The organism is Lysinibacillus sp. NPDC047702 (assembly GCF_050272555.1).
GTDB lineage: Bacteria > Bacillota > Bacilli > Bacillales_A > Planococcaceae > Lysinibacillus.
Window position 1 is genome coordinate 19,645 of record NZ_JBNNMG010000003.1, and the last position, 23,672, is coordinate 43,316.

General features: G+C 36.4%; 22 protein-coding genes. 1 reads left to right on the forward strand and 21 read right to left on the reverse strand.

Annotated elements, in window-relative coordinates; translation table 11 throughout:
* From ACQKIM_RS02295 to ACQKIM_RS02370, 16 genes are all read right to left on the reverse strand, one after another.
* Positions 1–954 carry an ABC transporter substrate-binding protein gene (locus ACQKIM_RS02295; protein ID WP_427538458.1) on the reverse strand — a complete coding sequence of 318 codons (954 nt, stop codon included), beginning with the start codon at positions 952–954 and terminating at the stop codon, positions 1–3.
* A gap of 15 nt (positions 955–969) precedes the next feature.
* Positions 970–1,740: an ABC transporter ATP-binding protein gene (locus tag ACQKIM_RS02300; protein ID WP_427538461.1), complete on the reverse strand. Its 771-nt coding sequence runs from the start codon at positions 1,738–1,740 to the stop codon at positions 970–972.
* 188 nt (positions 1,741–1,928) lie between these two features.
* Positions 1,929–2,504 (reverse strand): RloB family protein, encoded by a 576-nt coding sequence (locus ACQKIM_RS02305; RefSeq protein ID WP_427538464.1) that lies wholly within the window; start codon positions 2,502–2,504, stop codon positions 1,929–1,931.
* The gene (locus ACQKIM_RS02310; RefSeq protein ID WP_427538467.1) at positions 2,501–3,778 is read right to left on the reverse strand and encodes an AAA family ATPase; all 1,278 of its coding nucleotides are present in this window, start codon (positions 3,776–3,778) and stop codon (positions 2,501–2,503) included. The genes ACQKIM_RS02305 and ACQKIM_RS02310 overlap by 4 nt, the downstream gene beginning before the upstream one ends.
* Positions 3,779–4,300: 522 nt before the next feature.
* Positions 4,301–5,473, reverse strand: a complete 1,173-nt coding sequence (locus ACQKIM_RS02315; RefSeq protein ID WP_427538470.1) for an MFS transporter — start codon at positions 5,471–5,473, stop codon at positions 4,301–4,303.
* 156 nt (positions 5,474–5,629) lie between these two features.
* Entirely contained in the window at positions 5,630–5,941 is a 312-nt protein-coding gene (locus ACQKIM_RS02320; RefSeq protein ID WP_387079579.1) for an ArsR/SmtB family transcription factor, read from the reverse strand.
* Positions 5,942–6,203: 262 nt separating this feature from the next.
* Entirely contained in the window at positions 6,204–7,130 is a 927-nt protein-coding gene (locus ACQKIM_RS02325; protein ID WP_427538473.1) for an NAD-dependent epimerase/dehydratase family protein, read from the reverse strand.
* A 191-nt stretch (positions 7,131–7,321) separates the two neighbouring features.
* The gene (locus tag ACQKIM_RS02330; RefSeq protein WP_427538476.1) at positions 7,322–7,849 is read right to left on the reverse strand and encodes a YceI family protein; all 528 of its coding nucleotides are present in this window, start codon (positions 7,847–7,849) and stop codon (positions 7,322–7,324) included.
* 1,330 nt (positions 7,850–9,179) lie between these two features.
* A complete protein-coding gene (srtB, locus tag ACQKIM_RS02335; RefSeq protein ID WP_427538479.1) occupies positions 9,180–9,950 on the reverse strand; it encodes a class B sortase in 771 nt (256 codons plus the stop codon).
* Between the two features lie 11 nt (positions 9,951–9,961).
* The gene (locus ACQKIM_RS02340; protein WP_427538482.1) at positions 9,962–10,732 is read right to left on the reverse strand and encodes an ABC transporter ATP-binding protein; all 771 of its coding nucleotides are present in this window, start codon (positions 10,730–10,732) and stop codon (positions 9,962–9,964) included.
* A 6-nt stretch (positions 10,733–10,738) separates the two neighbouring features.
* Positions 10,739–11,704, reverse strand: a complete 966-nt coding sequence (locus tag ACQKIM_RS02345) for a FecCD family ABC transporter permease (RefSeq protein WP_427538485.1) — start codon at positions 11,702–11,704, stop codon at positions 10,739–10,741.
* Between the two features lie 114 nt (positions 11,705–11,818).
* Positions 11,819–12,742 (reverse strand): heme ABC transporter substrate-binding protein IsdE, encoded by a 924-nt coding sequence (gene isdE, locus ACQKIM_RS02350; RefSeq protein WP_427538488.1) that lies wholly within the window; start codon positions 12,740–12,742, stop codon positions 11,819–11,821.
* A 15-nt stretch (positions 12,743–12,757) separates the two neighbouring features.
* The gene (locus tag ACQKIM_RS02355; RefSeq protein WP_427538491.1) at positions 12,758–14,023 is read right to left on the reverse strand and encodes an NEAT domain-containing protein; all 1,266 of its coding nucleotides are present in this window, start codon (positions 14,021–14,023) and stop codon (positions 12,758–12,760) included.
* 81 nt (positions 14,024–14,104) lie between these two features.
* Entirely contained in the window at positions 14,105–15,601 is a 1,497-nt protein-coding gene (locus tag ACQKIM_RS02360; protein WP_427538494.1) for an NEAT domain-containing protein, read from the reverse strand.
* Complete coding sequence (gene isdC / locus ACQKIM_RS02365; RefSeq protein WP_427538497.1) at positions 15,601–16,200, reverse strand: heme uptake protein IsdC; 600 nt, start codon at positions 16,198–16,200, stop codon at positions 15,601–15,603. The genes ACQKIM_RS02360 and isdC overlap by 1 nt, the downstream gene beginning before the upstream one ends.
* Positions 16,201–16,468: 268 nt before the next feature.
* Positions 16,469–17,038 (reverse strand): manganese efflux pump, encoded by a 570-nt coding sequence (locus ACQKIM_RS02370; protein ID WP_427538500.1) that lies wholly within the window; start codon positions 17,036–17,038, stop codon positions 16,469–16,471.
* Positions 17,039–17,386: 348 nt separating this feature from the next.
* On the opposite strand from ACQKIM_RS02370, the gene ACQKIM_RS02375 reads away from it, so the two are divergent.
* The gene (locus ACQKIM_RS02375; protein ID WP_427538503.1) at positions 17,387–18,250 is read left to right on the forward strand and encodes a glycine betaine ABC transporter substrate-binding protein; all 864 of its coding nucleotides are present in this window, start codon (positions 17,387–17,389) and stop codon (positions 18,248–18,250) included.
* A gap of 156 nt (positions 18,251–18,406) precedes the next feature.
* Here the strand turns inward: ACQKIM_RS02375 and ACQKIM_RS02380 are convergent, their stop codons facing one another.
* The 5 genes from ACQKIM_RS02380 to ACQKIM_RS02400 form a co-directional block, all read right to left on the reverse strand.
* Positions 18,407–19,255 (reverse strand): CPBP family intramembrane glutamic endopeptidase, encoded by an 849-nt coding sequence (locus tag ACQKIM_RS02380; protein ID WP_427538506.1) that lies wholly within the window; start codon positions 19,253–19,255, stop codon positions 18,407–18,409.
* 225 nt (positions 19,256–19,480) lie between these two features.
* Positions 19,481–20,263, reverse strand: a complete 783-nt coding sequence (locus ACQKIM_RS02385) for an aminoglycoside adenylyltransferase domain-containing protein (RefSeq protein WP_427538509.1) — start codon at positions 20,261–20,263, stop codon at positions 19,481–19,483.
* 15 nt (positions 20,264–20,278) lie between these two features.
* Entirely contained in the window at positions 20,279–20,863 is a 585-nt protein-coding gene (locus ACQKIM_RS02390; RefSeq protein WP_427538512.1) for a TetR/AcrR family transcriptional regulator, read from the reverse strand.
* A 163-nt stretch (positions 20,864–21,026) separates the two neighbouring features.
* A complete protein-coding gene (locus ACQKIM_RS02395) occupies positions 21,027–21,644 on the reverse strand; it encodes a thermonuclease family protein (RefSeq protein WP_427538515.1) in 618 nt (205 codons plus the stop codon).
* Positions 21,645–21,802: 158 nt separating this feature from the next.
* Entirely contained in the window at positions 21,803–23,542 is a 1,740-nt protein-coding gene (locus tag ACQKIM_RS02400) for an ABC transporter ATP-binding protein (RefSeq protein WP_427538517.1), read from the reverse strand.
* Positions 23,543–23,672: the final 130 nt, after the last annotated feature.

The following is a 23,672-nucleotide window of genomic DNA, read 5'->3' on the forward strand; positions in this document are numbered from 1 at the left end:
CTACTTTTCTTCAATTAATGAAGAATCCACAAATTCATCATATGTCGGCGGATTTTCTGATAAGCCCATTTCTATTAGTGAATCTCTTAAAATCTTATAGGCATCTTCTTCAATTTTTAAATTATTATAAGAGATCCAATTCAACGATAAATCTAACACTTCTTTATCCACTTTTATATACTCTGCCACTAACTCATGAGCATGGTCATCATTGGCATTCATCAACTCACCAGCAGCAGCATAATCCTTCACAAATTGTTTAGCAATATCTTTATTTTCCTCAATAAATGCATTTCGTAATACTAAACCACAGTCAATAGAGTTTGGCCAGATTTCTTCAGACTGGAATAAAACCTTTCCTTTTTCGAGTGATACAGAAATCGCACCAAATGGCTCTGCAACCACATATCCTGCAATTCGACCTTCTGCTAAAGCAGCTGGCATTTCTGCTGGAGGAAGCTCCACAACATCAACATCCTGATAATTTATACCAGCGTCCTGAAGCATTCGATACAATAAAATATTATGTGTGGAGTATTTATTTGGGATAGCAAAGCTTTTCCCCTTTAAATCTTCAGCTTTTTCAACATTAGGTGCCACTACGACAACATTACCATCACGGTGTCCTAAAGCTACAGCCTTTAAATCTATTCCCTGCTCCTTTGCCTTCATTGCAAGCTGAATTAGTACGGATGCACCATCTATTTTACCTGTATTTAATGCATCCATTAGCTCCGGCCAAGACCCGAATTTCACCAGTTCAATAGCATAGCCCTCGTATTTTTTGTCTGTCTGCATGTAAAGTGGTGCCGCATGTGTAATAGGCAGATAGCCAATTTTAACAATTTTTTTATCGTCTGCTGTATTTGTACCGCCATTCTCTTCACTTTTTCCACAAGCTGATAAAATAAGTAATAAAATCAATATAAAAAACAATGGTAAATATTTTTTCATCGATCTTCCTCCGTATTAAATGTTGTATTCAATCGTGTCCTGCGATTGTGTAAATTGGAATTCATTAAAAATAACTTCTCGGAAATGTTGGAATTCTGAATCTGCTCGATCTCTAGGCTTAGTACTTCGTAAATGTAGTTCACGATGAATTCGCCCAGGATTTGGACTCATGATAAATATTCGATCTGCCAAATAAATCGCTTCATCAATATCATGTGTTACCAATAAAATTGTTGTTCGTTCTTCCTTTTGAATGGCAAGAAGCTCATCCTGCAAATAGTAACGAGTAAATGTATCAAGTGCTGCAAATGGTTCATCCATCAAAATCACCTCAGGTCGTATTGCCAGGGCACGAGCAATTGCCACACGCTGCTGCATTCCTCCTGATAATTCACTAGGTAATGCGGAAAAACGGTCATCTAAACCTACAAGCTTGAGATAGTGTTTAGCACGCTGCTGACGCTCTATCTTGGATAATGCCTCCCCTTCTAAAGCCAACTCCACATTTTTTTGAACAGAACGCCAAGGAAGTAGCCCATAATTTTGCATCAGCATAATACAACGCTTGCTGGCCTTTGTTATAGGCTGATTATCTAGTAGTACTTGTCCAGTTGTTGGTTGTTCAAAGCCTCCAACTAAATTTAAAAGTGTACTTTTACCACAACCACTTTTACCTAAAATGGCGATTATTTCACCCTTTTGAATATCCAATGAAATTTGATTAAGCACTATTTGTTCGATAAATTTTTTACCTACCTGCTGAATAGAAATTAACGGTGCTGTCATCTGAATAATGTCACCTCGTTTTATTCTTATAATTTTACTAGGTTTAATATGTTTTAAGTTATTTTATTATACTCAGTCCAAAATTACAACCTAATTTTATGAAAAAAATTTGTATTCAGACAATTTACTGCCTAAGAACAATAAAAAGCAGATTTTCTATAGTAACTAGAAAATCTGCCATTTTATTTTTAAAATATGTATTTTATCATTTCATGTATATTGCAATAAGGATTGTCACGACTCTGTGTTTCCCGAAATGCCATCATTTCTGTGCAATTTTTTATCGCAACCTCATGACGCAATGCGATAGGTGCAATAACTGACTCGTTCGCCTTATGACGAAAATAGCGTGAGACGCCTAGATGCTGTTCCATTTTGTCATTTAATACAGCACGAGGATACTTTTCTGAAATATCGACCTCCTCAAAATGTAAGAGTAGCCATAGTTCAAATGCTTCATTTGTGTAAGCAATGTGAATGTTTTTCTCCTCACAAAAATCATTGACTTCCTCTAATTGCCTTTCCGTTAAATCATCCTTATCAAAGACAATCCAGACCTCATCAAAATATTGATAGCTTGAATCTCGATAGGCATGCTGGGCTAGCTTAATCGCTGAACGTTTAACATTTTTTATTTTGACACTTACCATCTTAGAGCGCTTTAAAATACGCATTTGCTCAAAATAAATGCGCTCTGTTTCACCTTCACAATAAATTAAAATGGTTTTACGCAGTGTTCGATTTCCTTGTTGACGTACTCTCACTGCTCAGATACCTCCACTTCACTTAAATATTGATCTGATAAATATTCATTAATAATTGGTGTTGCACCAAACTCTCCTTTTAAGTAACGCTTTGCATAGGAAATATCTCCACGTTTCTTCTGCAAATCTGCAAAATCAAATAGGGAGTATAATTCTGATTCATTTTTAAAGCTTTTATTGACAAACCAAATTTGATCGGAACGGAGTGGCTGGTCTAGTAAATCAATTTCATGGCTAGTGACAACGAATTGATTGCAGACATTTCGCTTGCTGTTCATGATAGCCATTAAAAATTCGCAAATGGATACATGAAAGGCCGTATCAAATTCGTCTATAAAAATGGTCTTTCCTTTATTGTATGCATCGACCATAACACAGGCTAAATGCAGCATTCGCACAGTTCCCTTTGAATCCATCGTCCAATTAATCGTCTCTGTTCCAATTGGTGCACCTGCTTCATCGAACGATAAATAGTGCAAATCAATATCAACCTCTTGGATAACTTCGGGTGAGTCAAATTCATAGCCAATAGTATTTTTTTCTCTACGTTCAACCCGTCTAGCTGTTACATCCTGAATAGAAAAATCAGCAATTTTTAGTAGCTTGATTACCTCACTCTTAAATGGCTCCTCTTCAAGTTTACGAATAAGAGGGTGACTTGATAACCGATTGGCCTCATCTAAGAACAGAATTTTATGTAAAAACCAATCAAATATTTTCGTAGCATCAGAATCATTAAATACATTTAAAACAGATAAAAAAGCGGTATTATTCCTTGTATATTTTGTCAATTCAAGAGCTGTATGTTGAGCCGTTTCATATAAATATTCTGCCCCATCCCACTGTCTGCTAAAGAGCTGCTCCTTCGTGGACTTTGTTTCCTTAGTAAGTCTCTCATAAAGTACCTGTGATGCATTATACTGTACCTCATAATCATATAGAATCCCATCTAATAATAATGAAATCATAAACTCAGTTGGCTGCTCTTGCTGCCCTCCTAGCTTAAACGGTTGGTAGGGCAAGCGTAGTTGTTTAACATTATTAAGGTTTTCAAAATTAAATAATAGCGTACGCAACACTTTAATAGCTGTAAACAAATTTGATTTTCCACTGCCATTTGGTCCGAAAATAAAGGCGCTTTTTACAAGTCGAAAGGCTTCCAGCTGAATAGTATGTGAGTCCTTTAATTTTCGAATACGGCTTCCCGCCACCATTGAAAATAGTGTTTCATCTTTATAACTTAAACAATTTTTCACTCTAAAATCTACAAGCATGTGTAAGCCCCCGTTCAATTCCACAACATTCCTTTAAAAGATTATTATACTATAGACGTGAAAAAAGACATATTACTCAGATTAATACTAATTAAATGCAGAATCAATTTCGCCTTGACGTAATTGCGTTCGGAGGCTTTACCTTCATTCAGTAGGTGTTTGGACACCCACTGAAAAGGAACCACATCCGCATTCATTTCGCCACCTTCAGAGATGGGGGTCTTCTGTAACTGACATTTCACTTACGCTACAAAAAATATTTGTTGAGTGAAGATAAATCTATAAAACGCTATAAGTTTAAAGTTTCTCGTTTTTCGTAGAACAAACAATACATTAACCATTTTTATTATTGGAAGACGATGATTTCCGCTACAGGCTACTCGCTGTCCTACGAGCGAACGTCGAGCCGCTTCCTCCGCCTTATTGTTGCTGTCGCTTCGCTTTCGCACAGATAAATCATTGTTGCTGTCGCTTCGCTTTCGCACAAAACACATTCGCTCCGTACTGGGGCTCCCAATTATTTTAATTTGATGGCGATAGAATACTAGAGTTGAAAAGTTTTATTTTTATTAATATCAATACAAAAGAAAGTAGTGAAAAAATAATGCCGCTCCAAATAAGTTGATGAATTCCTAATTGAGAAATAAACCAACCGCCAAAAGATGTTCCTAAAGTTATTCCAAGATTTGAAAATGAAACAAATAGGCTATTACCAAATTCAGGGGCTTCTTTAGCTTCACTTATTAACCATGCCTGACTAATGATTAAACCGCCAGAATGTACGATTCCCCAAATGAATACCATAAAAATCATTGGAACGAAATAAGAACCTAAATAATAAACGAATAAGTAAACGAATAAATATAGTACCGGAAAAGATATTACAGTTTTCAACATGTTTCTTTGTAAAAGAAATCCAAATAAAGAATTACCTAAAATCATAATTACACCAAATATTAGCAACATAATACTAATCAAGGAGCCATTCATGTGAGTGACTTTTGCAAGGTATTCGGCAAAATAACTGTATACCGAAAACATAGCTGCAAAAATAAATACAACAGCTCCTATATTTAACCATAATTCTGTTTTTCGTAATATACCGACTTGCTTGCCAAAAGACATTTTTTCTTTAACAGGCATAGAGGGTAGCAAAATTAATATTCCTATAAAGGCTACAGCATTTACAATCGCTCCAAACAAGAAAGCAATTTCTAATGAAAACTGTTCTGTAAGATAAGAAGTTAATGGTACACCTAAAGCAAAGCCAACCGTAATTCCCATGAAAACTTTAGTAACTGCTCGACTGCTTTTTTCTGGAGGAACAAGATTAGCTGCAGTTACAAGAGCTATTGAAAAGAATAGAGGGTGAAGTGCCGCAGGTATAATACGAAAAATAAGCATAATTTCAAAATGTGTCGTATAAGCATAAAAAATATTAGAAATAACAAATATAAATATTGTTGTTAATAAAAGTAGCTTACGATTAATCCCAGACACAAGTAATATTAAAAATGGCCCAGAGATAGCAACAACTAGAGCAAATATACTTACTAACAAACCTGCTTGTGCGGTTGAAACCTCAAATTTTTGAGCTATTTGTGGTAATACTCCGACAATACTCATTTCTGTTGTAATAATTCCAAATACACCTATTGCTAGTATAAAAATAAGTAAAGAATTTATTTTTCGCATTTATAAAAATCTCCAATCTTAAATTGATTTAATAAAAATTAGTTGAATATTGTTACAAAAACTGATAGATGTGAAACCATAAATTATATATACATTTATATATATATCTGTATATATAGATATATAGAGCAAAAAAAAAGAAATCCTCCTTTCTATTTATAATTCTTTTTGAACGTACTCTCGAAATTCTTGTATGGTTTTCTCATTCCTACGATAATAAGTCCACTTTCCAATACGTTCGGATTGTAATAATCCAGCTTGTTGCATAGTTAATAAATAATTAGAGATAACCGATTGAGCCAGTCCTGCTTTTAATTGAATATCTCTTACACATACTCCAACTTGAAAACTAATCCCTTGTTGCAAATAAAGTTTTTCATCAAAAAATTCCTCTGGATTCTTTAACCATAATAATATTTGACGTCTTGTATCGTTTGATAATGCTTTATAGATTTGTGAAGGTTCCATAAAATTCATTATATCTATTTTTATAGATTTGTAAACGGAGCTTTAAAAATTAATATTATTCGTCTATTCAGAAATTTTATAGTCTTATACATTTGAATTATTACTGTGTTAGTATTACTTAACGCTCTCTATTCTGTAACCATTAGTCAAACAGATGAAAAAAGCGCTTCAAGAAATTTCAAATAAAGTTTCAGTTATGTAAATAAAAACTCAACGCCAAGGTTCCTAGCTTGGCGTTGAATGAATAAAAATAACTCTTCTATTAAATTCCCACTATTTTTTCATTTTGTAATGCCTGCAATGTACGCTCTATGCCTTCTGCAAAGGAAATCTTAGGCTTCCATCCTATTGCATTTGCAAGCTTTTCATTGTTTAAAAACGAATGCTCGATATCACCTTCTCTTGCAGGAGCATATTGTATTTCTAATGGATGGTTTAAATGCTGTAGTAATAAAATTACTTGATGAATTGACCATGCCTCATTCGTTGAAACATTATAAATTCCTTGTAATTTCGCTTGAACACCAGCATAAATCGCATCTGCAATATCATCCACATAAATGAAATCACGTGTCTGTTCTCCATCTCCATAAATCGTAAAGGGCTTTCCTTCCATACTGCTTTTTAGCATGCTAGGAATAACAGCCGCTTCTCCCTGCATATATTGCCTTGGACCAAATACATTCGCAAATCTGTAAATTAATGTTGGCAATCCATAATCCTTTTGCCATTTTTCACAGTATGTTTCCCCAATACTTTTATTTAGACCATACATAGAAATGGGTTCACTAATATCCGTTTCTTCTAACGGTGGATAATGACTATCTCCATACACAGCTGCTGACGAAGCAAAAACAAAATGCTTTACCTTATATTTTGACGATAAGAAAAGCATCTGACTAAGCCCAATAATGTTCGTCAATATATCCTTCACTGGCTCTTGCATTGATTTTTGAACACTAGTTTGGGCTGCACAATGCACAACAACGTCAAAGGCAATTTCCTTAAAGAAATGCTCACAGACCTCATCTTCGACATTCAAAAGATAGGATTTATGTTCAAATTCGACATTGCGTAAATGACCAGTGCTTAAATTATCAATGATATATATATTTGCCCCTTCATTATGAAATCGCCTCGCCACAGCACTCCCAATAAAACCGTAGCCACCTGTCACTAACACATTCATCCCATCGCCCCCAAAAACAATATGGTGTTTTATATGCAAGCATTTCCAAAAATATGCAAGTAACTTATTTACGGATTATTTTAACAGAGTGCTGTTGTTTTGTATTTATGGAATATGGGAGCTTTTTCGGGGGAAGATTGAATCAAAAAAACTGTGTCCAAGTATACTACTTCAGACACAGTTCATCACGTTTATGCTGGATTAACTTCTAATTCAACTGTCACTTTAATATCTTTACCAACTAAGACGCCACCTGTTTCCAATGCAGCATTCCAAGTAAGACCAAATTCCTCACGATTAATTGTTGTTTCAGCTTCAAAGCCATAAACTTCTTGGCCCCATGGATTTGTACCTTTCCCATTAAATTCAGTTTCAAAAGTTACTGATTTTGTTACATCTTTAATTGTTAAATCACCTGTAAGGGCATATTGGTCTGCTGATTTTTTAGTAATATTTGTTGATTTAAATGTAATTGTTGGATATGCGTCTGCATCAAAGAAATCCTCAGCTTTTAAGTGATTGTCACGATCTTCACTACGTGTGTTAATACTTGCTGCATCAATTGTGAAGCTAATGTTTGCTGTTGTTAAATCTGCAAGGTCTGCTGCTTCAATATCTGCTGTATAGCTATCAAATACACCTTTTACTTTTGATACCATCATGTGTTTTACTTGAAAGTTAATTGCTGAATGTCCTAAATCGATGTTCCATTTTGCCATTTTAAATTTCCTCCAATTGAGTTGTTATTTATCTCGATTTCGAGATATAAGATAAAATATGAAGTAACTACATTAATTATGTTACCCAAGGTAGTGGGGATTAAACATTGTAGTTACTTTTTTGTACATCCAATATCATAAAAGTTACTAAAAGTAATCAATTACTTTATGTAACCTACTATATATTAATAAACAATTTACGTCAAGTAATTATTTAGAACTTTTACAAATACATCATGAATGGTTGAATTTCTGTGATTCGAGCAGTTATTGGCTTGACCTGAGCTTTTTTCTTTGGGCTCAGAGCAGTAGTTTCTGGCTCAACCTGAGCGTCTTTCCCTGGGACCTGAGCTGTTTTGGGCACGGCCTGAGCGTTTTTCCTGGGAACCCGAGCTGTTTCTGACTCGACCTGAGCGTTTTTCCTGGGAACCCGAGCTGTTTTGGGCACGGCCTGAGCGTTTTTCCTGGAGACCCGAGCTGTTTTGGGTCCGGCCTGAGCGTTTTTCCTGGAGACCCGAGCTGTTTTGGGCCCAGCCTGAGCGTTTTTCCTGGAGACCCGAGCTGTTTTGGGCACGGCCTGAGCGTTTTTCCTGGAGACCCGAGCTGTTTCTGACTCGACCTGAGCGTTTTTCCTGGGGACCTGAGCTGTTTCGGGCCCAGCCTGAGCGTTTTTCCTGGAGACCCGAGCTGTTTCTGACTCGCCCTGAGCGTTTTTCCTGGGGACCTGAGCTGTTTTGGGCACGGCCTGAGCGTTTTTCCTGGGGACCTGAGCTGTTTTGGGCTCGACCTGAGCTTTTTTCCCTGGGACTTGAGCTGTTTTGGACCCGGCCTGAGCGTTTTTCCTGAAGGACCCAAGCTGTTTTGGACCCGGCCTGAGCGTTTTTCCTGGAGACCCGAGCTGTTTTGGGCACGGCCTGAGCGTTTTTCCTGGGGACCCGAGCTGTTTTGGGCCTGGTCTGAGCGTTTTTCCTGGGGACCTGAGCTATTTTGGGCTCGGCCTGAGCGTTTTTCCTGGGGACCCGAGCTGTTTTGGGGCCGGCCTGAGCGTTTTTCCTGGAGACCCGAGCTGTTTCTGACTCGACCTGAGCGTTTTTCCTGGGGACCCGAGCTGTTTCGGCCCGGTCCTGAGCGTCTTTCTCTGGGACCTGAGCTGTTTCGGGCTCAACCCGAGTGTTTTTCTTTTGGGTCCGAGCAGTTGCTGGCTCAACCCGAGCGTTTTCTCTAGAGCCTAATCAATTTCTAGCCTGGCCAGAGAAATCTCCTTATTTCTAAAGTATTTTCATCAAACAAAAAGAAGCTTCCCCATTTAATTGAGAAAACTTCTATACTTTCAGCGTCTTACTAATTTACCTTGAACAACAAAACGATAATCATCACTTAAAACTGAATCCTTACAAGTAGACAAAGTTAGTATTTTATCCTTTGGGCCAACATCTACATTCATTTCAATCAAAGATCGTGCTTGAATATCGTGTAAAAATGTTTGAAAAGCCTCATCGCTATCAAATTCTGTTTCAATATAATAAAAATCAATGGTTGTCTCATAGGCTGCGAAGACTTCAACATCGTATCCTTCATATAATGTGTCTAAGTAAATAATAGGATATTGATTTGCATAATCCTGCTTTAAATAATTTTTTAGACTGCCAAACATTGTGTCATTCTTCATGGCATGACCATACAAAATAGTATTTCGATTGATAGTCTGTACTTCATTGCGGTAATCCATAAAGACACTTCCCGCACGACTTTCTCTATCTTTAAAATTATGGTTTAAATAAAAATCATTGTTGTCGCTTTGAAGAATAGGGTTATTTAACTTTGTGCCATCGATAGAAATCCATCCAACGATATTTTTATTGACAGCAAGCAAGTCTTCAAATTGCGGTCGAATAGTATAGGGCGATAGAGGTTCCTCATTCTTTTTTTCTTTAGATGCTTTATCATGAGCAGCCAATGAAGATTCATAAATCGTTTGCACTTCTTCCAGAGATTTAGAAGTTTCATAATACGTATATAAATACTTTGCTAAAGAAAAGCCAGAAAATAAAAATATAGCTAAGTATACTATTGTTAATAGCTTAGAAGTCCATTTTTTCATACTGTCACCACCTAAATACCAAGGGGAACCATGTAAAATCCAAGTTGCTTATCCTCGTGAAAAATAGCCTCGACTCCATACACCTCTTTAATAACTTCCCTTGTAATCACATCTCTTGGTGCACCCTCGGCGACTATTTGTCCTGCCTTCATCAAGATAATATGATCGCTATAACGAATTGCCTGATTAATATCATGAAGTACCATAACAATTGTGAAGCCATGTTCCTCATTTAATGTCTTTACTAGCTCCAATAATTCAATTTGATAGAAAATATCCAAATAGGTTGTCGGCTCATCCAAGCATAAAATTTCAGATTGCTGCGCTAAGGCCATGGCAATCCATACTCGCTGACGCTCTCCACCCGATAAAGCCTCTAAATCGTTATTGCGTTTTTCGAGTAAATTTGTACAAGCAAGTGCCCATTCAATAGCTTTAGCGTCCTCCTCATGATTTCTTTTCAGTATTGTCTGATGCGGTAAACGTCCAAAGCTTACTAACTTTTCAATCGTTAAATCCTTTGGAATTTCATTTTGCTGATAAACAATGGCTAATTTTTTAGCAAACTCTTTTGATTTATAATGCAGTAAATCCTTGTTTTCTAATGATACATTCCCTGACTTTGGCATATTATTACGTGACATAACACTTAATAATGTTGATTTTCCGCAGCCATTAGGTCCTATAATTGTTGTGATTTTCCCCTTTTGGATCATTGTTGATACACCATCTAAATGATTTCGGGTATTATCATGCGATACGATAATATTTTGTATGTCCATGTTTCGTCACTCTTTTCGTAATAGGAATATTAAGAACGGCCCACCGATAATCGCCATAATGGTTGAAGCTGGTACTTCAATTGGGGCAACTATTGTACGTCCAATCGTGTCAGCCACTAATATCAGTAATGCTCCAGCTAAGGCTGTAAAGGGAATAAGCACCTTATGATCATGTCCCACTAAGCGACGAGCAATATGTGGTACTAACAAACCAACAAATGAAATAACGCCCGCTACAACAACAGAAACAGCCGATAATAATACTGCTACAGCAGCAATTATTAGTCGTGCTCGTGCAATAGGAAAGCCTAAGCTTTTCGCTGTTTTATCTTGTAAGACAAGAAGATTACACCAACTATACAGCGCGAAAGCTGCTATTAAACCAACAGTACCATATGTAACAATTGTCGAAACATCTTTCCATGTACGCATCGTTAGGTTTGAGCCAATGACACCCGAGACTGACGTATTTAATGAGCCACCTAGACTTATAAATGCCTCTGTTAGTCCTGTAAACATAGCATTAATCGCGATCCCAACTAATATGAGTTTCAACGGGCTTAACCCTGACTTCCATGACAACACAAACACGAGTGCACAGGCAAATGCCCCGCCAATAAAGGCTAATACAGGTGTCATGAAAAATAATGCGGGAAAGAAGGAAATTATAAAGAGCTGTACGAATGCTGCCCCTGAAGATATACCGATTACACCTGCATCTGCTAAAGGATTGCGCATCACAGATTGTAACAGGACCCCTGAAACAGATAAAGCCGCTCCAGCAAATAGGGCAACGATAATACGCGGAAAACGTAAATCTCGGATGGCCTCCATTTGACTATTTCCATCCTCAAACAATGCCCCTATAAATTCGAAAAAGCCCATCTTAATGCTACCTGTTGTCGCTGCATAAACTGTTGAGACAAGTAATAATACAATTACAATTGAAAAACTTACAATTTTTTTTGTCATATTGGACTTCCTTTTTCATTTCAAATTCCGTCATTTTTTAGTCAGCATTTAAGCTATAAGAAAAGCGCTCTATGACAAGACTATGCTTGTGATATGAGCGACATTTTCAGATTGCTATTCTCGATAGAAGATTTCCATCAGTTGTCCTAAAGCTTGTGGTACTTGTAAGGAGGCTGTAGTGCCAAATAACTCCTCCTCTAAATCGTAGATTTTGCCATTTTTAACCGCTTCAAAGTGCTTCCAAATATCATTTGTTTTAAACTCCTCATCAAACATTTTTACTACTTCGTCAGGCATGCCATGAGATAAGCGTAAAATGATATCTGGATTACTATTATGGAGATATTCGGTATTTGATGCTAAGTATTCAGCGTCCTGTCCTTCCATCACATTGATACCACCAGCACGTTTCACTAAATCGCCCGCATAAGAATTTTCAGTTGCCACTAAATAACTACCAGGAATTCCAAGCAAAATGAGTACGCGAGGTCCCTCTTTATTGCCAGCTACATTTTGAACAGCTTCAATATTTTTTTGTAATCCCTTCACTAACTCTTCAGCTTGTGCTTCTCGCTCATAGCGTTCACCAAGTTTTTGAATCTCAGAAAGCATCGCATCTACACTTTGAAAGTTTAAAAAATTGACTGGAATATTTAATTGCTTGAATTTATCTTGTAAATCATACTCTAACGTAGATACTGATAACACATCTGTCGGATTTAATGATTTCACAATTTCCATGTCTGGTTCCATCGCATTACCGATAGTTGGCAGACCATCAAAACGTTTTGCTAATTTTTTCTCCGTTTCTGGTACTGCTATAGCATCCAACTCAAGCTTATCCATTATTTCTGCAATAACAACAGTACCAGCAATGATACGCTGTTCATTCTTCTCAGTAGCTTTAGCAGAAACTTGCTCTTTTTCAGTTGATTCTCCCTTATTTTCTTGTTTACTGCTATCACTACAGCCAACAACTAGTAATACTAATGACATCAATGCTGCCATTACCAGCAACCATTTCCGTTTCTTTTGCATACTGTCATCTCCTATTTATTTCTGTTCAGTCATATCTTTTTTCGAATTTTTGATACGTCGAATGAGCAATAAGCCCGATAACATACAAACTCCTATAAGCAGGATTACCTTTACTACATTTAACTGTGCAAGCTGCTGATTAACTTTTGAATCTTGCGATGGTTTTTCAGTAGTGATTTCTTTATTTATTTCTGCTTCCTCAGCCTCTACTTTTTCATCATCTTCTGTAGGAGCATCAAATGTACGGTCAAATGCTAACTGCTCCTCCTTTGGCATAGTTGGCTGAAGTGAAGGAAACCTTGGCAGAGCCGGTTTGGATATGCTTTCCTCTACCACTATTACTGGAGCTTGCTTTTCAACTTCTTTCTCAATTATTTGTGGTTTCACGCTATTCACTTGCTCAGAGGAATTCACTTCAGAAGGTTTATTGAAAAGCTTGGCAACTTGCTGCTGATCAAATTTTAGATTAACGAAATATTGATGATAATAAGAGATCTCAGGAATATCAACTTTCACCCACATACGTATAGGCTGTTCAAAATCATTAACAACAAATTCAACAATTTTAACATTATCAACAATAGAGACTAGCTTTGGCTCTACCTGATTTCCATGTTGATCTACTGTAAATCCTGTTATCCATGCGGATTTTAATATTGTCATTTGAGCATAGTATATACCATCTTTTTCTATGATCTTTGCCACTGGTTTTACATATGTATTCATTATAGAAGGCTCATTTTTGCCATCTACCAGCAATACATAATTCAATGTCCGTTCTTCAGATACTGTATCTTTCGAAGTAGTTTCTTCATTATCTGTATCTGGGATAGTCTCCTCATTTAGCGGTCTTAGTGTTTGCACATTTATTTGGAGTTCCTGCAAAAAAGAGAGGGACTCCACAGAAGATGTGTGTACTACACCGTTTACCCTAATCGGTAGATGTATATCTTTGACATCAAGCTGAACTAAATTTTCGTGCCCAACAGTGGAAGTTATATCATCATCTAGCTGTTTCATTTGGATGTCTGTGACAATCCATTGCTTTTCCAGTGATAGCTCTAGTTTATACTGACCATTCTTTACATCTAGAGTAGCCACTTCGCTAAAAATATTTTCTCCCAGTCCCTCCATAGATGAAAAACTTAGTTCAACTTGATAGCTTCCATTTTCAATTATAGTTTCTTCAGCATTGACCTGAAGCCAATGAAATGGAGGGAAAAGCATCAGCAAAATAGAGCTGAATAGTAATGCTTGATATATTTTTTTGTTGCTAATCACGATGAAAATCCCTCCAAATTCTTGAAAAGCACAGTAACTTCCTTCCTCAAATAAGTGAGAAAGGAAGTTGCTGTAATAATACTATTTACTCATGTATTGTAATGCACCATTTAAAATTTTTGCCATTTGTGTGCGTTTTAAAGGACTGTTTGCATTAATCACTGTTTTACCTTCAGCATTGACAGAGCCAGTCATAATTTTACCTGTATTTAGAAGGGCAAACGCTTTTTTCGCTTCTTCGCTTGTTACAGTTGCGCCATCAGCATAATAAGATAGGCTTGGATCACCATAGTTCATTTCTTTTCCTGCAACATGCGCTACTGCACGGTAAATCATTACAGCTGCCTGCTGGCGAGTAAGTGTACCATTTGGATTAAAGTTCTCTGCTTTCACAACAATTTTAGCCTCTGCTAAAGCATTGATTGCTTGTTTACGTTCTGCGTCAAGTGCTGCTGTATCTTTAAATCCAGCATCTGTTGTAGATGATAAATTTAATGCACGAGCAATCATTAACGCAAATTGAGAGCGTGTAATATTGTCGTATGGTTTGAAGTTATCTTGCCCCTTCACAATTCCCTTGCTATATAATGCTAGAATTGCTTCTTTATTACCATCATTGCTAATATCTTTAAATGGATTCACCACTGGCTTCACTGCGCCTTCCACTGCAATGCTGAATTGTACTTGGTGGTTGGTATCATAGTTCACGCCTGACTCATTTACAACAATATGCAGTTGAGCATTCACAAGTTTCTTTAAGTCCGCCACTTCAAATGAGTACGTACTTGCATTTGTTGCTTTATCTTCACTTACTAAAGTTGCTGCTTTCCCTTCGACTGTGAATCCTTTAACATATTGGCCTTGAGGGAATGTCATCGTTACGATGTTTTTACCGTCTACTACTGATACGCCTACTTTAGGTGCAATATATTGCTTCATCATAGATTCTTCAGAAGTACCGTTTTTGTAAACAGTAATTGCAACATCATTGACTTTAACTTCTTCCTTAACTTCTTCTTTTACTTCTTCTTTTACTTCTTCTTTAACCTCTTCAGTTTTTCCATTTTCTTCAGTAGACGTTGCTTCGTTATTTTCTACTGCTTTTAAATCGAATTCATACCATGTGTCCATTTTAGCTGCCGCAACAACTACATGAATTTTTGCCGCTAATACTTCATCAGCTACAACTGGGAAACTATATGTAATTGTACCATCTTCATTTTTCACTTCAGTAGCATCTACATACTTATCGCCTTGTTTAATTTGTAATCCTGCAATCATTGGTGCAGATTTTGCTGCCACTGTTAATTTTGCTTCAAATTTACCATCTTTCTCAACAATTGTGCCTTGTGTTACAAGATGAGAGCTAATAGCAGGTTGAGCTTCGTTCGTACCTGGTTTAAAGATTTGGAAGTTAACAATCTTATCAGCTTTCTCTGCTTTTGTAGTCTCAGCCTTTACTTCCGTGTTTGTCGTAACTACTTCAGCTGCTGATGCAAATGATGGTACTGTTAGAGATGCTGCTAGCAATGAAGCTAGAACCATTTTTGTTGCGCGTGATTGACGTTTTTTAGTCATTATTGACCCTCCGTTTTGGATTGTAGTTTTTTTCTATAAAGTAAAAATGCTGATCCCACTAATGCAACGATTAATAAATAGGGTGTTGTATCGCTTGTTTGTGGATTTGGCACTTGACTTTCAGTAGTTGAATTCGTTGATGCTTGTACATCATTAGCCTTTGGCGCTGCTGAGCTTCCTGTAGATGCTGCATCAAAAACTAATGCAACACTATATTCATGATGATAATTAATATCATCAATATCAATTTTCATTGAAGTCACAACAGGTTTCGTTAAATCTTTCACTGTGAATTGCACCATTCGCGTATCTGCTGCCTTATCTTCACTGACTACGGTTGCTCCACCAGGTGGCTGAAATTTAGTAATCCATTTACTATTTTTCAAGGTAATTTGAACTGTCGCCGTACCATTTTTCACAGTTATCTTTGCTGGTTTTACAAAATAATCATTGGCAATGGAAACTGAGCTGCTTTCAGGCTTATTGACCTGATATTTTATGGAATGAGTGCCGTCAGATAGCTGGGCAGATGCTTGTGTTAACCCTAAATTGAAAATAACTACCGTTGCTAGCATAACGAACATCATTATTTTCTTCATGTGCTGAACTCCTCCTCATTGGAATATATTCGTTTAATTTCCACAAAACATTATAATTGAAAAAAATTCGGTTCACAATATTTAGATTGAAAGCATGTTCATGTAAACGAAAATTATTCTCAATTACACTTCTATTTCCAAGAATAATCGTTGATGCCAGCGTATGTCAACTGCTAAACTAAATTCGTCCTTAATATGTCAAATTTTCTACAATAAAAGGGATATCACACGAAAAATTTGTGATACCCCTTACATAAATGAACCTTCACTATCCTAAAACTTCCAAAACCCCAATCATTATGAGTAACCAGCCTGATATAGCCGCTGAGTATTTTCCAATAAAAGTTTTAGTTAGTAAATTTCCGAAATGACTACCGATTCCAACTGTAATGAATGAAAATGTTCCAATAGAAATCACTGTCCAGATGACTGAAATACCGTGTGCGCCAATAGCAATACCCCCCGCTAAGCAGTTAGCAGATAAGATAAAACCAAGTGTTATTGCTTCTCTAAATGAAATAATATGGTCCTTATCCTCATCAAATAATTCAGGTTGTTCTGCAATCCCTTGCTGAGAGAAACGATTGGACACTAATGTCCAGAATCCAATCGTACAAAGCAATAGACTTCCTAGCAAATTTGCGATATGAGGGGATATATATTCAACGATTGTTCCCCCCGCTGTTACTGCAACAAATGTGACAATCATTGACATAATAGCAATAACTGCGTTAGATAGAGCAGGTATTTTCACCCGTTTCACACCATAAGCAAGACCTATTCCTAAATTATCTAAATTAGCAGCTATTCCAATCAGAATGATGGATATCCAATGCATTCTTAGCCTCCTCAAACCCAAGTATCCATTTTCACCTATCATATGTGGGCAAAATTTTGATTTATGGGCTTCCTTAAATGCATTGATTTGAAGATGGGTCATTAGATATTCTCCCATTACATTCCCACTCAGCTCCCTGTCATTCCTAAAAATCCATGGACAATAAGTTTAGATTGTTTGTCATCTAGAGATTTATTCCATTTTAGTGATTTGACAAAAGTAACAACTCTTTGTTAATTTTAAGTTGTTACTTGCTAATTTTTAGTTTATAGTATTTTAAAATTTTTATAGAAGTAACTATTCATGCAGTTTATCTGAAACATAAAACTTATAATAAGGAGAGATTTTATGAAGTTCGATAAATTATTAAAAATGGGATTGGCTTTGGGAATCATGTTGCTATTAACGGCATGTGGCTCAGCTAGTGATGACTCCAACAATGAAGCGATTAATTTAGCCTATGTGGAATGGGATACTGAAGTTGCCTCTACACACGTAGTAGGACAAGTTTTAGAGAACTTGGGATACGATGTCACATTAACGCCTCTTGATAATGGCATTATGTGGGAGGCTCTTGCTAATGGTGAGGTTGATGGTATGGTATCAGCATGGCTACCACAAACGCATGCCCCTCAAATTGAAAAGTATAAGAATAAACTAGACGATTTGGGAGAAAATCTAACTGGGGCTAAGATTGGCTTAGTTGTCCCAAGTTATATGGATGTAAATTCTATTGAAGATTTAACAAACGAGGCTAATCGAACAATTACAGGTATTGAGCCAGGAGCAAATATGATGGTGACAACAGAAAATGCTTATAAGGAGTATCATAACCTTGAGGGCTGGCATGTACTTACCTCATCAGCTGGTGCCATGACAGCAGCACTTAGTCAGGCATTAGCTAAAAACGAGGAAATTATTATTACTGGCTGGTCCCCACACTGGATCTTTAATGCTTTTGATTTAAAATATTTAGACGATCCTAAAGGTATTTACGGTGCTGAAGAATATATTGGCACATTCGCACGCAATGGATTGAAAGAGGATAATCCAGGCGCATATAGTGTTCTTAAAAACTTCCACTGGACTGCAGAAGATATAGAAAGCGTTATGTTTGATATTATGGAAGGCACTGATCCTAAAGAAGCGGCAAAAAAATGGATTAAAAACAATGAAGAGAAGGTTTCAGAGTGGTCAAAGGATGTAAAATAACGAACAGTTGTTTTACATATTATAATATAAAACGTCAAAACAGATGTAATCTAAAAGAGTCGATTCCCGGTATAAAAAGGAATCGACTTTCTTTAATTTGATTTAAGTCATAATCGTACCCAATCATTGAAAAATGAAATTAGTGGGTCGTTTTAATTATGTACTTTTCCGTATAAAACGCTTAGCACCTAGTATAACGAGTGAGACAATGATACCCCCAATAACCATCATAATGACAGAAATTAAGGCACCGAGTTCAGGCATTGAACCGTCGTAGGTTATGATTGGTGATACACCGTATTGATGCGGTGAGATGACAAATCTCATGATTTCTAAATATGCTAGATGAAAACCAATTGATGTCCAAAGACTCCCAGTCCATAGACGAAGTAGCTGCAAACATAATCCAAAGCATAGAATTAAAATAATATAACCGATGTTAATAGATACTCCTGGGGTTAATCCCACAAGTGCTTGAATCAAGGCAACTGCAATAGTGACTAATACAAATAGTAAGGTTTGCAATAATACTGAAAGCCAAGTGGCAAATCGATAACGTAACACATCATATAACAATCCTCGTAACCCCAATTCCTCTGGCAAAGCTTCATAAAAGAAAGCAAAAATAATATTGATTAGTAACGCACCATACCACTGATTAGGGGCATGCCAGTCTTCAATGATTAGCCATCCTTGATAACCAGCAATTATGAGTCCCAATGAAGCCAATGCAATTGCCAAGAAAACCCCAGTAAAAAAGTGATACAGCCTTTTCCATGAATATACGGGCGTACTGGGTTTACTGCCAGTCATTCGATAGACATGCTGATATAAATACAAAACAATAGGAACGACCAGCCCACTCATCAAAAGACCCTTTATAAAATTTTGCAAATCCCTTGATGCATCAAACAAATGTGCAGAAATTTCACCAGAAAGAGAAGCTAAGAAAAGACTTGCAACTAACGTTGACCATCCTATTAATAAAAGTTTTATCCATTTCATAAATAAATATCCTTCCCTAAGCATTTTAATGTACATTACCTTTTTTAAAACTTCTGTACCCCCACTTTGAATATTGTGTATATACTTTATATACAATATATACATATTTCATAAATTTTGCAAGCTCGTTTTTTTGAAAATAAAAAAACATGAGATAGTTAAATCACAAATCTCATGTTTTACCACTAAGTTTGAAGTATTCATCTTAAGGGACTAATTCCGCATTTATCTAGATAAAAAAGCGCGATTACAATACTCACTCAAAGAGTTTATAAAATAGATCGTTGCATTCTTTCGTTCCCATCGATTTGTATATTTGGACTTGTCTTGGACTCTCCCTCTAATTCTAAGTGCCTCTTGAAGAATATCAGAATAGCTTAAATCGAAATCCTTTATCACTTCTTCACACGCCAGTTCCTTTGACGTAATCTTTCCTGTTTTCAATGTATAGTACACTCGGCATAGGGTTAATACAATGAACTCAATCCAAGAATCGAATAAAAACAAATAGCTTTTGGAAACTTTACTCGCTATATAGTGGTTAAGATTGTATTCCATCTCCTGCATAACATCATCATTCAAAACTTTATTTGAGTAATAAGTAGAAAAATTTGGACCGTAAACAGCATATGAGTCATGAACAAGCTGATAAAGCGCAATTTTCATAAGCCTTCTTTTTCCCTTACACTTTGTACCTTCAAAAAACGGGTAAGCTTTATGTAAATGTAATTGATTCTGCTCATCCAAGGATAAATATTCACATTCAAACTTTTTGACCAATGGATTTTCAGCTCGAATTTTCTTATGAAGGTGCGATAGTTTTTTCAATTCTTTGCCCGACAATTCTTGACTAAAAACTGTAACAAAATCAATATCACTGCATTCAGGATGAAATGCACCTAAAACGGTTGATCCATATAAATAGATACCTAGAACTTGATTTGGAAACATTTCATTCAACTTGCTACTATAGAGCATCATTACTTTCTTGATTTCGCTATGAATCATGTTTCTTTAACTCCTCTATGCTTCAAGTAGTCTAACCCCTTGTTTTACAATTCCCTCCCATAATGGATATTTTTCAGGTTCAAGCATAATCATCGTAAATCCACTTAAGAAAGATAAATAAGCCCACGTTTTATCGCGAAGCTCTTGTTCAGTTTCATTTGAACTAGAACGCTCCTTCAACAATCCAGTCATTCTCTCCACAAACTCGTAAGTGATGGAAATGGCTTCTTGCTCTAGTTCTGGAAACCTTCCAGATTGGGAAAACAGATATTGTAAAATTCGTAGGTTTGTTGGATCTTCATGATACTGTCTCACATGATGCCTCACCATCTGCTCTAATTGTTCTGCCAGTACTAAGTCTTCTGGTAAATAAAGTTGTCCTTTTCTGGTTTCTTGAAATGCTTCTTTAACGGTATTCTCAAATAAATCCTCTTTGCTAGGAAAATAAAGCAAAATGGTAGCAGGATTAATACCTATTGCCTTCCCTATACTAGAAAGAGTAGTCTTAGAAAAACCCTCTCTTGGAAATTGCCTTTTTGCTTCTTTTAATATGGCATTTCGTTTCACTAGTCTCTGTTTATTGTTAATTGTTCTTGCCATTTTATCATCCCTCACAATAAAATAAATAAACGTTTATTTATTTTATTGTAAATGAATTATTTATGGAAGTAAATACCTTTGCGTTGTATCCGAAAATCTGCATTCCTTCTAATTAAATTAAAAAAACATCTACTGATTATATACAGTAAATGTTTTTTTATGGTTAATTTAATACTTCCGGATGGAATCCATCTTTTTGGAAGTAATTATCGTGTGACCAAATATTTAATTTTTCTTGTTCGGCTTCTTGCTGAATATCTCTAAATTCATCCTCAAACGTATTATTTGGTTTATGAATAAAACGTACTGCCGCAAGCCCTTCCTTCAATAACGATTCCTGTAATAACACATCATCCACAAAAACATAAGCTAACAGTCGATCGTAATTGTCTGTTTCTGGTCCTACATCGTAAACTGCTTCTATCTTTTTGGCGTTTTCTAACAAGTTAATCGTATAGTCTCTTGCCTCTTCAGCAAAAGGCTGTGCTTCACCTTTGTTGTAATTCATTTCTGGTGTATCAACCATCAATAAGCGAATTTTTTCCTTCTTGCCATTAATTGTCGCCTGAATTGTATCACCATCATATGCTTTAATAAAGTCGACTGTAAAACGTTTATTTCCTGTTTTTTCTTCAACCTGTTCAATGGAAATGATGCCGTTTTGATCTGTCGATGTTGCATCTTTTTCTTCAGCTGGTGATCTACCAAAAATCATATATAGTGCAACAGCTAGAATAATAGTACCACTCGTTATTAATGTTTTTATATCCTGCATCTTCATGTTATAGGTCCCTCACAACTATTGATCTTCCATTACACTTTAAGGAACCTCCCTAAAGTACAACTAGTTCCACTAATCATCTCTAGGAAAACCGTAACCCTAGCAATTAAAAGTTTCACATTGCTTCTATTGTAAAATATCAAGCTACTACATTCAAGCTATGTAGCTGCAATGGCAACCCAATGATTTGGAGATACTTCAACAAGCTGACTATTTCCAATCTCATAGCTTAGTTGTGTTTCTTCATTTTCAGTTTCCGCATATTTTTGCTTTTCGATTGCTGGATCAGGAATTGGTATGGAGCGTAATAAAGCTTGTGTATAAGGATGTTGAGGATTTGCATAGAGCTCCTCACTTTCTGCAAGTTCGACAATTTTACCACCATACATGACTGCTACACGATCACTAATATGCTTCACCATAGACAAATCATGGGCAATAAATAAGTATGTTAAGCCCAGGCGCTGCTGTAAATCCTTTAACAAATCTACAATTTGCTTTTGTATAGAAACATCCAGTGCTGATAGTGGTTCATCACAAACGATAAAATTTGGCTCCACTGCTAAAGCTCTTGCTATTCCAATACGTTGACGTTGACCACCTGAAAATTCATGTGGATAACGTATTGCATGTTCTTTGTTTAAGCCTACAAGTTCAAGTAATTCCTCCACACGCTGCTGACGTTCTTCATTTGTTTTGACTAGCTTGTGAATATCTAAAGCTTCTCCAATAATATCTACGACTTTTTTTCGAGGATTTAATGAAGAATATGGGTCTTGGAAAATAATTTGCATATGACGACGCATTGCCTTCAACTGTTTCTTCGTTAATCTTGTAATGGGTATTCCTTGATATAAGACTTCTCCATATGTAGGTTGATGGAGCTGTAAAATCGTTCGTCCAGTCGTTGATTTGCCTGAGCCTGATTCGCCCACTAATCCCAATGTCTCTCCAGGGTAAATATGAAATGATAAATCATTAACTGCCTTTACTGTTTGACCACGCCCTAATTCAAATTCCTTTGAAAGATGTGTCACTTCAATTAATGGTTTATGTTGATTGCTGCCAGTTTGCATATGTGCATTCGGTTTTGGCTGCTTTTTCTCATGGAGTTTTGGCAAAGCATTCAATAGTTTTTTTGTATATGGATGTTGAGCATTCGCAAAAATCTCCTCTGTTGTTCCCTGCTCGACAATCTCTCCCTCTTTCATGACAATCAGTCGATCACACATACCAGCCACAACGCCCAAATCATGCGTTATCAAAATAATCGAGGTACCCATTTTCTTTTGCATATTGCGCATTAATTTTAAAATTTGCGCTTGAATCGTTACATCAAGTGCTGTAGTCGGTTCATCTGCTATGAGTAAAGATGGGTTACAGGCTAATGCCATAGCAATCATGACACGTTGTCTCATCCCTCCCGAAAATTCATGTGGATATTGCTTATAGCGTTCTTCAGGCTCCCGTATACCTACAAGTTTTAATAGTTCAATTGTTTGTTTATAGGCCTCAGTTTTAGACATTGATTGATGCTTGATTAAACTTTCAGCTACTTGTTCCCCAATTCGAATAGTTGGGTTTGTGGATGACATAGGGTCTTGAAAAATCATACTAATATCTTGTCCGCGAATTGCTTCCATTTGCTTTTCACTCAAAGAGGTTATTTCTTGTCCTTTAAATAAAATACTGCCTGACTTCAAAAATGAAGGGGGTGTTGGTAGTAAACGCATGATTGAACGAGCTGTAACACTTTTTCCACTACCTGATTCTCCTACTATTCCAAGCGTCTCACCTTTATTTAGATGAAAGCTAACACCCTTAACTGCTTCAAATTCTGTCTCTCCTGTCAGAAAGGACACATGAAGATTATTGATTTCTAGAAGCTTTTCACTCATTCCATCCACCCTTTATAAATTTTGTGATTGACTTAAGTACAAGTATAATACATACTTTACAATACTGATAGGAATTATACAATATAGTACAAAACATGTCATCCCGCATCCAGTCAGTAGGACAATCACT

Bases quoted from the DNA above. Each gene is read 5' to 3' on its own strand.
- ACQKIM_RS02330 (WP_427538476.1), bottom strand. From the start codon at position 7,849: ATGGCAAAATGGAACATCGATTTAGGACATTCAGCAATTAACTTTCAA.
- ACQKIM_RS02380 (WP_427538506.1), bottom strand. From the start codon at position 19,255: ATGAAATGGATAAAACTTTTATTAATAGGATGGTCAACGTTAGTTGCA.
- ACQKIM_RS02300 (WP_427538461.1), bottom strand. From the start codon at position 1,740: ATGACAGCACCGTTAATTTCTATTCAGCAGGTAGGTAAAAAATTTATC.
- ACQKIM_RS02315 (WP_427538470.1), bottom strand. From the start codon at position 5,473: ATGCGAAAAATAAATTCTTTACTTATTTTTATACTAGCAATAGGTGTA.
- ACQKIM_RS02395 (WP_427538515.1), bottom strand. From the start codon at position 21,644: ATGAAGATGCAGGATATAAAAACATTAATAACGAGTGGTACTATTATT.
- isdE (WP_427538488.1), bottom strand. From the start codon at position 12,742: ATGCAAAAGAAACGGAAATGGTTGCTGGTAATGGCAGCATTGATGTCA.
- ACQKIM_RS02320 (WP_387079579.1), bottom strand. From the start codon at position 5,941: ATGGAACCTTCACAAATCTATAAAGCATTATCAAACGATACAAGACGT.
- ACQKIM_RS02325 (WP_427538473.1), bottom strand. From the start codon at position 7,130: ATGAATGTGTTAGTGACAGGTGGCTACGGTTTTATTGGGAGTGCTGTG.
- ACQKIM_RS02370 (WP_427538500.1), bottom strand. From the start codon at position 17,038: ATGCATTGGATATCCATCATTCTGATTGGAATAGCTGCTAATTTAGAT.
- ACQKIM_RS02340 (WP_427538482.1), bottom strand. From the start codon at position 10,732: ATGGACATACAAAATATTATCGTATCGCATGATAATACCCGAAATCAT.
- ACQKIM_RS02295 (WP_427538458.1), bottom strand. From the start codon at position 954: ATGAAAAAATATTTACCATTGTTTTTTATATTGATTTTATTACTTATT.
- ACQKIM_RS02360 (WP_427538494.1), bottom strand. From the start codon at position 15,601: ATGACTAAAAAACGTCAATCACGCGCAACAAAAATGGTTCTAGCTTCA.
- ACQKIM_RS02385 (WP_427538509.1), bottom strand. From the start codon at position 20,263: ATGATTCATAGCGAAATCAAGAAAGTAATGATGCTCTATAGTAGCAAG.
- ACQKIM_RS02375 (WP_427538503.1), top strand. From the start codon at position 17,387: ATGAAGTTCGATAAATTATTAAAAATGGGATTGGCTTTGGGAATCATG.
- ACQKIM_RS02390 (WP_427538512.1), bottom strand. From the start codon at position 20,863: ATGGCAAGAACAATTAACAATAAACAGAGACTAGTGAAACGAAATGCC.
- ACQKIM_RS02400 (WP_427538517.1), bottom strand. From the start codon at position 23,542: ATGAGTGAAAAGCTTCTAGAAATCAATAATCTTCATGTGTCCTTTCTG.
- srtB (WP_427538479.1), bottom strand. From the start codon at position 9,950: ATGAAAAAATGGACTTCTAAGCTATTAACAATAGTATACTTAGCTATA.
- ACQKIM_RS02345 (WP_427538485.1), bottom strand. From the start codon at position 11,704: ATGACAAAAAAAATTGTAAGTTTTTCAATTGTAATTGTATTATTACTT.
- isdC (WP_427538497.1), bottom strand. From the start codon at position 16,200: ATGAAGAAAATAATGATGTTCGTTATGCTAGCAACGGTAGTTATTTTC.
- ACQKIM_RS02310 (WP_427538467.1), bottom strand. From the start codon at position 3,778: ATGCTTGTAGATTTTAGAGTGAAAAATTGTTTAAGTTATAAAGATGAA.